The sequence below is a fragment of the Paenibacillus camelliae genome, from assembly GCF_023715345.1.
In the GTDB taxonomy this organism is placed as follows: domain Bacteria; phylum Bacillota; class Bacilli; order Paenibacillales; family Paenibacillaceae; genus Pristimantibacillus; species Pristimantibacillus camelliae.
On record NZ_JAMBNY010000005.1, the window covers coordinates 14,298 to 25,720 of the forward strand.

At 42.8% G+C, this 11,423-nt stretch carries 10 protein-coding genes; 3 read left to right on the forward strand and 7 right to left on the reverse strand.

Features of this window, described 5'->3' with window-relative positions; translation table 11 throughout:
* Positions 1-5: 5 nt before the first annotated feature.
* Genes M3180_RS10905 through M3180_RS10920 form a run of 4 tightly spaced genes read right to left on the reverse strand, consistent with a single transcriptional unit; the run spans position 6 to position 4,013 of the window.
* Entirely contained in the window at positions 6-1,106 is a 1,101-nt protein-coding gene (locus M3180_RS10905; RefSeq protein WP_251667495.1) for an ABC transporter substrate-binding protein, read from the reverse strand.
* A gap of 29 nt (positions 1,107-1,135) precedes the next feature.
* On the reverse strand, positions 1,136-1,960 hold the full coding sequence (locus M3180_RS10910) for an ABC transporter permease (RefSeq protein ID WP_251667496.1): 825 nt from the start codon (positions 1,958-1,960) through the stop codon (positions 1,136-1,138).
* Between the two features lies 1 nt (position 1,961).
* Positions 1,962-2,723 carry an ABC transporter ATP-binding protein gene (locus M3180_RS10915; RefSeq protein ID WP_251667497.1) on the reverse strand — a complete coding sequence of 254 codons (762 nt, stop codon included), beginning with the start codon at positions 2,721-2,723 and terminating at the stop codon, positions 1,962-1,964.
* A 6-nt stretch (positions 2,724-2,729) separates the two neighbouring features.
* Positions 2,730-4,013, reverse strand: coding sequence for an MFS transporter (locus M3180_RS10920; RefSeq protein WP_251667498.1), 1,284 nt, complete (start codon positions 4,011-4,013; stop codon positions 2,730-2,732).
* A 219-nt stretch (positions 4,014-4,232) separates the two neighbouring features.
* On the opposite strand from M3180_RS10920, the gene M3180_RS10925 reads away from it, so the two are divergent.
* Positions 4,233-5,126: a LysR family transcriptional regulator gene (locus M3180_RS10925; protein ID WP_251667499.1), complete on the forward strand. Its 894-nt coding sequence runs from the start codon at positions 4,233-4,235 to the stop codon at positions 5,124-5,126.
* 70 nt (positions 5,127-5,196) lie between these two features.
* Here M3180_RS10925 and M3180_RS10930 read toward each other — a convergent pair whose 3' ends face one another.
* From M3180_RS10930 to M3180_RS10940, 3 genes are all read right to left on the reverse strand, one after another.
* A complete protein-coding gene (locus M3180_RS10930; protein ID WP_251667500.1) occupies positions 5,197-5,634 on the reverse strand; it encodes a MarR family winged helix-turn-helix transcriptional regulator in 438 nt (145 codons plus the stop codon).
* Positions 5,635-5,649: 15 nt separating this feature from the next.
* Complete coding sequence (locus tag M3180_RS10935) at positions 5,650-6,126, reverse strand: glutathione peroxidase (RefSeq protein ID WP_251667676.1); 477 nt, start codon at positions 6,124-6,126, stop codon at positions 5,650-5,652.
* Positions 6,127-6,408: 282 nt separating this feature from the next.
* A complete protein-coding gene (locus M3180_RS10940) occupies positions 6,409-7,893 on the reverse strand; it encodes an ABC transporter substrate-binding protein (RefSeq protein ID WP_251667501.1) in 1,485 nt (494 codons plus the stop codon).
* A gap of 359 nt (positions 7,894-8,252) precedes the next feature.
* Between M3180_RS10940 and M3180_RS10945 the strand changes: the two genes are divergently transcribed.
* Positions 8,253-10,280, forward strand: coding sequence for a cohesin domain-containing protein (locus M3180_RS10945; RefSeq protein ID WP_251667677.1), 2,028 nt, complete (start codon positions 8,253-8,255; stop codon positions 10,278-10,280).
* 103 nt (positions 10,281-10,383) lie between these two features.
* Positions 10,384-11,409: an S-layer homology domain-containing protein gene (locus M3180_RS10950; protein WP_251667502.1), complete on the forward strand. Its 1,026-nt coding sequence runs from the start codon at positions 10,384-10,386 to the stop codon at positions 11,407-11,409.
* Positions 11,410-11,423: the final 14 nt, after the last annotated feature.

The window sequence follows — 11,423 nt, forward strand, 5'->3', positions numbered from 1 at the left end:
GAATGTTAAGGTGTCCAAGTTACTAAAGTAGGGTCGACCTCCAATAGGAAGCCTGGATTTACAAACTCGCTGAAGTCAGGTAGTTCTTTAATTTTTTCGTTGGCCAATAGGAAGCTAGAGGTGTTCTCTATGTCTTCAATAAGCTCAGGCGTGATCGCTAGAGAGTACTCATTTAGAGACATAATTTCAATGGCATCAGCCAGGTCAAGCTGTAGTGTTTCTGCTGCATGAGCTGCTGCTTGGTCAGGGCTTTCGTGAATAAAGGCTACAGCCTTGCTTAAAGCTCGAAGCACGGCCTTAACGGTATTCGGGTGCTTCTCGGCAAATTTAGTATCAGTAAGCAATACAGAATGAAAACCAGCTAGCTTTTGAGGACCTTCTTCGCCAGGTACATAAGATTGTGAGGCAGAGATGAAGCGCATAGCTCCGATTTTAGTTGTATTCAATATAACTGGCTCCCATACGACAAAGGCATCAATATCACCTTTTTCGTAAGCGATGGTCATCTCAGTACCGCCCATCTTGTAGATATCCATAGAGGATGTATCTAAGCCATAGTGCTCGACGATTTGTAAAAATAGTGCCTCTGACGTGTTGCCAGGGGAGTAGGCAATCTTCTTACCATTCAAGTCCTCCGGTGTTTTAATGGTGTTCGGATTAACGACCATAGATTGAGCGCCAGAAATATCAGATTGCTGGGCGATAATTTGTACTGCGCTTCCAGATCCTTTTAAGATGGTTGCCGGCGAATCTCCGACACTACCAATGGGAATGCTTCCGCCTGCAAGAGCAGCTGTTACATCGGCACCAGATTGAAATAGCTCTAAGTTAATATCTAAGCCTTCCTCGGAGAAATAACCTTCCTCGATGGCTACGATGATTTCAGAAGCAAGCTGCAAATCCCGAGCGGTGCCAATTGAGAGGCTGCTGACTTCTAGGCTAGGCTGCTTAGCTTCATCTTGCTCTGCATTACTTGCTTGATTGGTGCCAGATGCTGCATTCGTGCTCGTGTTCGCGGTATTCGCAGCATTGTTGTTACCGCATGCTGCTAAGATGACAAGCGATAATACGGTTGTAGTTAGAAGGGCGAATTTTTTTGACCTCATAGTAAGTTCCTCCACTTTTCTATTTATTTTTACTTCCAACGAACCAATGCCTTTTCTGCACTAAGCAGTATTCGATTAATAGCGAAGCCTACTAATCCAATCGTAATCATGCCAACCATGACTTCATCCGTCTTGAATAGGTATCTTGCCTCTTGAATGAGGAAGCCTAATCCTGCGTTAGAGGCAATGAGCTCAGCAGCAACTAATGAGATAAAAGCCATACTTACACCAGCTCGCATACCGATAATGATATTGGGAATAGCAGATCGCAGAACAACATAGTAGAAAATCTGCAAGCTATTGGCTCCTAAAGTTTTAGCTGCTTTAATATGAACGGGATCTACCTGCTGAATACCTCCCATAACATTAAGCACGATAGGGAAAAATGCTGCGTACGTAATGATGAAGATCTTCGAGGATTCACCGATACCGAACCATAGAATCGCTAATGGAATGATCGCGATGGGGGGAATAGGTCGCAGCACCTCAATTACGGGATCAACGGCTTTACGAACATTGTCCCACATGCCTAGCACAAGTCCCGTTGGAACAGCGATGGCGATAGCTAGAAAGAAGCCGGAGAACACCCGTCCAAGACTAGAGAGGGTATGATCGATTAGTACGCCATTCTGAATGAGCCTCAGGAATGAGCTGAAAACAGTCCATGGACTAGGCAATAGCGAGGTTGAGAATATCCCCAAGGCGGATACGAATGCCCATAGAGCAATGGCGGCAAGAATACCGATTGATTTGATGCTGATGTTCTTTAGCGCTGGAACTCCGAATGATAATTTGTTCGTTCGTTGCTGAACAAGTGTAGATGTTATGACTCCTTTTTGGTTAACGACTCCCATACTAGGCAACCTCCCCTTCTAAAATTGCACTAATGAGCTTTTGATAATGAAACATACGATCATCGTTTCTGTCACGAATTCTCGGTAGATCAACCTTTATATCTAGGGCGACGCGTCCTGGATTAGGCATAAGAACAATAATTCGATCTGCCAAGTAGATGGCTTCATGAATACTGTGTGTGATGAACAGGCAAGTGATTTTATTTTGCTCCCATATTTTTAGAAGCTCACTTTGCATATGCTGTCTTGTTTGTTCATCAAGTGCAGCGAATGGTTCATCCATGAGCAGAATGGAAGGGTTATTCGCCAGAACTCTTGCGAGGCTGACACGTTGCTTCATTCCTCCAGAAAGTCTACTAGGATAGTGCTTTTCAAAGCCCTCGAGCCCAACCATACGAATAAAGGAGCGGGCCAACTCAAGGTATTGCTGCTTGTTCATGCCACTCATCTTAAGTCCAAACGCAACATTCTGCTCGACGGTGAACCAAGGGAATAACGCATATTCTTGAAACATTACGCCACGCTCTTTACCAGGCTTGCTCACAAGCTGATCCTGCAGCAGAATCTTACCCTCATACTTTTGAAATCCAGCAATACAATTCAGCAGGGTTGTTTTCCCACAGCCACTTGGTCCAAGGACACAGACGAACTCACCTTCTTCGATCGATAGGTTCATATGATTGAGTACCGTATGAACGTTTTTGTTATTGCTGAAATTTACTGTTACATCGTTAATCTTAATAAATGATTCCGTTTTGACCATTTCTTCTCACTCCTTTGTATAGTTCACTTGAGGATCCTTTAATTTACCTAGAAGCTTCATTGAATAGAGACTGACGAGAGCTAAAGGCAAAGTAACGACGGCAAATGATAAGGTTAGACCGACAATTTGACTAGTAGCACCAAGAGCTAGTGGACATACCCAATTTGCCATTCGATTAGACATGAGTCGCAAGCCCATTCCTAAGCCGCGATTTTGTTTACTAGTTGATTTTGATAGTAACGAGATGGCTAAAGGTTGGTTTAACCCAGTACCGATACCCACGAATATAATAGAGAGGATGATGCCCATTTGATTGGGGAGTATGGTGAATCCCAGTAACCCGACCAAGCTAATCAATAAAGCTGCGCCTGTCGTCCGCGTTCTTCCGTACCCTTCAATTAATCGTGCAGCAAACGGTCTTATAATAATGGAGGCAAGAGACCATAACGCAATGAGCAAGCTAATTTGATCTGGAGTATAACTTAGCTCCTTTAGATAGATAGGTAGATACGTAACACGGATAAACAGTATAAATGCAAGACTAAAGCTGATCATCGTCGCAGCTTGAATGCCGCTATTGCTTAGATAGAGTTGACCTCCTACCTTGTAGCTTCCAATAAAGGAGAAGCGGGGCTTCTCTTCCTGCGTAATGCTTACATTCGCAGTGGTTGTATTCGCAGCACTTGAATTCACATTACTTGTATCGCCAGCACTTGAAGGTGTAGTGTCTGATGGTTCCTTCGCATTCTTCGGCATGATAAGAAAGACGGCTAATAAAGCAAAGGAGAGAGCCATGTAGCTAATAAATACAAAAGTGAAATTAAAAGCTCCGTAAATCAAACTGCCAAACAGAGGACCTGCTAATTGTCCGAATGCGGTAAAGAAAGACATCCTCGCAATGGCCTTTTCACGAGATCCACCACCAACGAAGGTAACGATGGTTTGGCTTGAAAGCCAGACGGCGATATGACCGATTCCGACGAGTGTTTGAACGATTATGAATATGAAAAAACTATCATAGAACAGTAACAGCAAGCTTCCTAAGATCATAAAGGCTGCACCTAGGACAAGCATATTTTGCTGACCGATTCTGTCGGCGATGTAGCCAATCTGGATAGTAAACAGAAAAGGAACAAAGGTTTGAGCAGCAAAAATGATAGAAATTTGAATAATCGAAAAATTTAATCCCGATACGTAGAGAGACAACATTGGTGTAAACATTTCTGATAAGAACCAGTATAAGGTTGCTGCGTAAGTCCCTGCCCAGAATAGCCTACTATTTTTATTCATATTGACACTTCCAAACTATAAGCTACACTCAAGTGAGTTTAATGTTATATAAACTAACATTAATTAAGCTTATTTTGATGTATCCGGCCGGTTAATTAGTATGTTATAGTATAATCAGTAACATAACAAGCGTGTTTCTTGAATGGACTTATTCAAATTTCGAATGTAAATGCTTTTATGTGTAAATTAATCTAACATGACGTGTAAGAGGTGATTGAGGTGAATGATTTACAAATTGAAGCGTTTCTAGAAGTGCTACGTCACAACAGCTTTTCTAAGGCATCGCAGGAAATATTCGTCCCACAGCCTACATTGACCCATCGTATTAAGCAATTAGAGGATGAATTAGGGGAAATGTTGATTTATCGTAGTTCAAAAGGAATCATGCTAACGTCAGCAGGAAAGCTATTTCTTCCTTACGCGAGACAAATTTATGATGCAGTGAATAAAGGGAAGAAGCAGATTGAATTTGCCAGCAAAGGCATCTCTGGTATGCTTTCATTCGGAGTATCATTTGCTTTAGCTCAATACGTGCTACCTCATTTGCTGGGGCAGTTTCTTAAGCTGCATCCCCACTTTCACATTAATATTAACGCGCAGCCCTCCGAGGTTGTTATTCATAATATAAGAGAACGAAAGGTTTCGTTTGGCTTAACACGCCATCGCTCGAGTGATGCTAATTTGCAGTATGAATTGATTCATCAAGATGCTGTTCAAGTGCTAGTGTCTCCTAACCATCGCTTTAGTAGGCACGAGTATATTGATATACATGAGGCATGTGAGGAGCAAGTCATAACATACCCTCAAGGTACGTTTTTTCGTGAATTGATTGAAAACTCTCTTCACCCTTACAATGCCCGTGTGCTTCACCCGATCGAAATTAATCATAGTGAGCTGATTAAAAGCTTAGTGAAGGAAGGACATGGCATTACGTTTTTGCCAAACCTCTACACTCAAAAGGATATAGAACTTGGAGAGCTCATCGCTGTACCGCTAGTGCATAATCCATTTCCTTATCGTGATACCTATATCGCTTATAATGAAGATTATACGGACGGTAGCTTTCAGATTTTTCTTGAGTTTACAAGAGAATTTTTTAAGTCTTATCCGTAACAAATAAAAGAGAGCCAGTCTCCTCCACAATAGCGGGGGGACTGACTCTCTTTTTTTCACTTGAGCTTTACTACTGCTTAGCCTGCTCAAGCTTTTTCTGTAATTGCTGCAGCTGTGTCATCAGCTGCACATATTCATCAATGGATATATTGCAGTTAATGATTCTTTCCTGCACGGCCTTGGTGATGCTTTGCTTCTGCTCGTATGCTTTAGCTTCCAGATGGACAAGTACTTTGCGCTCGTCCTCCTTAGAGCGTTCCTTTCTAAGCCAACCGCTTTTCTCCATGCGAGAGAGGATTGGCGTGAGCGTACCTGTTCCGAGATTGATCTTCTCACCTATTGCTGTGACGCCAATGCCATCCTTTTCCCACAAAGCCAGTAGCACGAGGTATTGCGGATAGGTGAGCTCAAAGTCTGCTAAGACGGTGCTATATAATTTTGAAAATTGACTAGAGGTCTCGTATATGGCAAAGCAGAGCTGCTTATCTAAAGTAAGAAAATCATCCATATGTCCATTTATCTCCTAGAGCAATTGTTTTATTTTTTGTTCGATTTTTTCAGGCTCTGTGGTTGGGGCAAAGCGCTCGACTACATTCCCTTGTTGATCTACTAGAAACTTTGTGAAGTTCCACTTTACTTGCTTAGATAACAGTCCTTTTTGTTGATCCTTCAAAAATGTAAATAGCGGGTCTTCTTGCTCGCCATTAACATCGATCTTCGCGAACATAGGGAATGTGACGCCATAGTTTACCTGACAAAACTCAGTAGTTTCTTCGATGGAATCAAATTCTTGATTATTAAATTGATCACAGGGAAAGCCAAGAATTTCAAGACCTTGGTCGTTGTACTGTTCATATAGCTTTTGAAGTCCAGCGAATTGCGGGGTGAGGCCACACTTGCTCGCCGTGTTTACGATTAGAATAACCTTTCCAGCGTAATCCTTCAATGCTTTCTTTTCACCATTTGTTTTCGTTACTGTGAAATCATGTACAGTTGTCATCATTATATCCCTCCAGTGAAATAATAAATAATACGCATGAATTGGTGCTTCATTGAGAATGTTAATGTTATATTTTTAATCGCCTGCAATTGAATCGCTTACGATTATATCGTACACGATATATATTAGCATGGAGGATCATCCTTTGTAAATAGATGCAGTTTGAAAATTAATGAGTAGATACATAAAGGGACCGCTCAATCGTTAGTCATCACTAGCGATATTGAGCGGCCCTTACTTTACTAACTACAAAAGATTTCACGGCTTTACGAGCGTCTATCTCTATCTGGTAATAACACCGGGACCGAGAACATCCTGTTGCTCTTGCAAATAAAGCTTCAGCTCTTCTTGCGACATTATCTCGGTAGCAAGCAATTCGTTTCCTTTGATTTGGAGCTCAGATAAAGCGTGCTCTATCGTCAATTGACCATCACTTATGCTCGCAAATTCCTGCTGCAGCATGCTAGGAAATTCGTAGACGAAGCGCTGAGGTACTTGATGATAGGCCGGTACATTGTTGATCGGCTTCAGCTTGTAAAAAGCAGCGTAGTTACGACCGTCACCTTTATCGAAATACTGAGCACGCAAAGGAATATTTCCGTAGCTTTGTTTAGATTGCACACGAGCAAATTCATCGCCAGTAATGTAAGAAATAAATGTCCAAGCAGCTTCTTTATTCGTTGAGGCAGCATTGATGGCAAATAAATTATAGAACATCGAATAGCCTGTTGAATCGGGATTTTGCAATCCGACAGGAGCGGTTACCATGTCCCACTGCTGAACAATGTCTTCAGGATCCTGAGCGTTATTCTGTGCAATCTCAATGGTATCAATGTAATAGTTGCTTTCAAGCTTCATAGCAAGCCTTCCTTCAAGGAAAGGGTCTCCAAGTGAAGACTCGGAACTAGCTTCGTAATCACCACTATAGATGTAGTCATAATAGAATATAGCATCCGAAGTAAGCACTTGATTGCTTTGCTCTACAATAGATTCCCAAGCTGGCGTATCAATAGACATTTGCATCGTGTCGCTATTAAAATAATTAAGTCCCTCTGCAGTAGCCAACACGTTAACAACCTCAGTTAATTCCTTACTCCAGGCCATTTCCAGTCCATATATGCGATCACTTGGAGCTCCATCTGTTGGAAAATGATTGGCGAGGGCAACGATCTCATCCCACGTCATCTGGTCCGTTGGATAAGGAACGCCGTATTGGTCAAACAAATCCTTGTTATAGAATAAAGCCTGTGAGCGGAAGGTGGAAGGGATTGCGTACACTTGGCCTCCGCCAATATCCTTCATATAATCATGCAGACCAGGGTTAAATCCACCCACATTATAGCTTTCCTCAGCGACATATGTATCCAGATTATATAGCTTACCGTTTTCAATCAACGGAGTGATCGTAGTCGGATCAAGTAATACCACATCAGGCTGCTCTTGCTCAATAAACGCATCGAGTGCTTTGTTCATATCTTGATTGTATTGATCGAGTAACGTATTTTCTAGAGACAGTGTATTGACAACTTCAAGCTCAATATTAGGATACACCGCGCTAAATAACATGCCGAACTCCTGATAAAAGTAATCCTCACTACCGCTATACATTACTTTAAGTGAATTTGCGAGATCCTTTTGGCTACCTTGTTTATCTTGTCCTGTGGCACAGCCTGAAAGTACAGCGGCTGATAGACAGATAGCAACTCCACCTCTTAACCATCGTTTCTTCTTCATGCCTTCATCTTTGACATATCGTAGTTTTTTCATATATACCTTCCTCTCTAATTAGCGTAACGCATAGCTTTGAATGTAGGTTCATTGTATCGTTGATTGATTTGGTTAGTCGTGTGATCTAGGTGTCAATATTGCAATGTTGTAGCTTACAACATTGTCACCTTCGATTACGTGACATGATTAACGAAAATAAGTACGTTTTCAATGAAAAATAGTCAAGATTGGACAGCCACTAAACTACAGTTTTTTCAAAATGAATTTGTTAAACTCAATTTATGCTAAAACGAAATAGCACATAGAATGAGACAAAGGAGATGGTTTTAACGGTATTGTGAATGTAGTTTATGTACAGAAGCTAAAACGTTAAAGTTGAAGGGAGTAATGATGTGAACATGTTTAAGAAGAGGTTCGTAACGATTTATCTGACTCTATTGGCTCTGGTATTCTGCATACCTACGGCTTTTGCATCAGAGACGACATCGGATGAAAACACGCTGCCGTTTATTTTACTCAACAAGAACTTTGCGTTTATTGAACGTACGGATGCCGTCATTATTGATGCGGGAAAAGATGTAAGCGGTTCCTCAATTTCTGCTTCAGATTTTGACGTCCATGTAAAAGCTACAAGAAAGGTCGATCCAAGCTTCGTGGCATATGACGATACACGCGAAATTATGGATGTATATACAAGTCAGGTCAATGATTCCGAGAATCCATCTGATACGGGCCGTTATATTGTTATTGATTTTAACGATAACGGCTTCGGCGATGGCGGAGCGACAAATGACGGTGGTTATACCTTTGATTTACAATACACGGTTACTTATAAAGGAACACAGATTGAGTACGTTGATGGTACTTCAATTGTACCTGAAGCATTGGTGCAGACAGATGTAGTGAGCCCTGTTCTAGACCAATACCAATATGCAAACCATGATGGGCTAGATTACAGCTATTTCCTTAATGAGGAGGCTGACGGTCCGCTGCCTCTAGTCGTCTTCTTCCATGGGGGCGGACAGGGGAACGATATCTATACGCCGATAAGATTCAGTAATGGTGGTACAGTATGGGCTAACCCTGAAAATCAAGAGAAGTATCCAACTCATGTTCTAGCGCCTCGCAACGCAACCACGGTTTCAAGCATGCACAAAGTAAAAGCTATCATTGATGGGATGATTGAGGACGGCAAGGTCGATCCAAACCGGATCTATATTACTGGCTTCTCTATGGGTGGAGGCTCCACTTGGACCTTCCTACAAACATACCCTGATGTCGCAGCAGCAGCAGCGCCTCTCTGCCCTGCTGGTGGTCCTGGCAGCGTGGAAAATGCAATGAAGGTTGCTAATCTGCCGCTGTGGACCTTCGTTGATGAAGAAGATTTCCTATACAACTCTGTCGTCAATACAGACAGAACGTATTCACCTTATTGGAACGACTCCTTGTTGACGATTATTCCTTTTAACCAATTGAATGATCCTCCTTATAATGGCCATAGATTTGACGGGCATGCTGTTTGGCTACCGGTTTACAACGAATACGTGCATCCGGAGCGTGGCATGCTTATCGACTGGTTGTTCTCAAAAAGCAAAATTAAAGGAATTGCTGATGTAGAGGTTAATACAGATGCAGGAGTTGCTCCAGTATTACCTGCAACGGTGGCTGTCGAAGTCAATCGCAGCGCTGATGGCGTTGTTACGGAAGAGCGTTCAGTTGTGTGGAATGCGATTGATCCACAGCTTTATAGTGCACCAGGTGTATTTGTAGTAGAGGGTACGATTGAAGGTATGGTGGAGAAAGCAACCGCTACTGTAACAGTCGGCTCTGTTGCAACGAGCTCTGCAAAGCTATCTGGCCCAGAAGCTGTGCAAACGGGTCAAGATTTTGATGTAATCTACGGTCTGCAAGGCTTGAATCAAGAGGTGTATGCACAAGACATAACAATCGAGTACGATGCTGACAAACTAGAGCTTAACGGAGATGTAGTATCGGTAGATGCTGACAAGTTTGTCATCGTAGAGACGGATGAGCAGGAGGGATCAATTCGCATTCTAGGTATTCACTTGAATGATAGCGTGAATGACCCGAATCAAGATCTCATTAAACTAAGCTTCACAGCAAAAGCTACTGCAGGCATTGCCAATATTGAGGTGACACAGCTACTACTAGCCGATGGCGAAGGTGTAGAGGTGGAAGTGGACGGGGACACACATATCGTTCAGATCAATAAACCAACAGTTCCAGGTGACTTCAACAACGACGACAGAGTAAGCGTTGGCGACTTGGCTCTACTTGCAAAAGCATACGGCAAAACTTCCGACAGCCCAGATTGGGATCAAGTGAAGAAGTATGACCTGAATAATGATGGCACCATCGATATTGAAGATCTAGTTGGATTAGCTCGTCTTATTCTGATGAATTAATCATTAAAAGGCAGTCCAAGGGTATCACCTATGCTTATTGCAGCTGGTACCCTTGGAGCTGTTTCTTGCCCAGCCATTTCTAAGAAAAGGGAGACGATTGCAATTGAAGATAAAAAAAATCCCGTTGCTGCTGTCCATGCTTCTGTTATTTGCGATGATGCCGATTATGGCGTACGCAGAGGACAAGCCATCCTTTATATTAACTACCTCCATCAATGAAGCAAATGTTGGAGATGAAGTAATATTTACGGTCGAAGGCCATAGCGCGAAGAACGTTTATGGATATGAGCTTCGTCTATCCTATGATCCTAAAATGCTGGAGTTCCGTAAAGCATCCACAGCTTGGGAGGGCTTCACGGTCCCACCGATTGTTGAAGATGGGAGTATTATATTTGCACATTCTAAGGTGGGCAATGCCGTCGGTGAAAACGGGGATATGCACTTAGCTACATTGCGCTTTGAGGCCATCGGAAAGGGAGATGCTTCCGTTCAATTAACGCGCGTCAAGCTGGTAGACAACGACGGCAGCAGCATCACCTCTGAGCCAGCTCTGATATCGAAGCTTAGTATATCGACGACGAGCTATATAGATACGGCAGGTCACTGGGCCGAGGAAAGCATTAGCAGAGCAACCGAGAAGGGATGGGTGAAGGGCTACCCAGATGGGAGATTCGCACCAGACAAAGAGGTTACTCGAGCAGAATTCATTACTATGCTCGCGCGCGCACTAGCATTGACAGCTTCCTCTGATCAAGATCATACGTTTAAGGATGATGCGCAAATTCCACAGTTCGCAAAAGCTCACGTATCACAATCTGTTGCAGCCGGCTTGGTAAAAGGCTACGGTGACGAAACGTTTAGACCTTCTCAGTGGATTACACGTTCTGAGATCACAGTGATGGTGATGCGCGCGATAGGGTACGAAGATGAGATGGAAGTGAGTCCAGCGCTAGCCTATGATGATGCAGACCAAATTCCCGCTTGGGCTTACCCAGCGATTGCAGCAGGTACGGAAATGGGTATAGTTAAAGGGAAGGGTCAAAATAAGTTTGCTCCAAGCAGTAACTCGACTAGAGCTGAAGCGGTAACCTTACTTCTAAGGATCGTAGACCATATTGGTACAAATTAAATCCAAATTAAAAC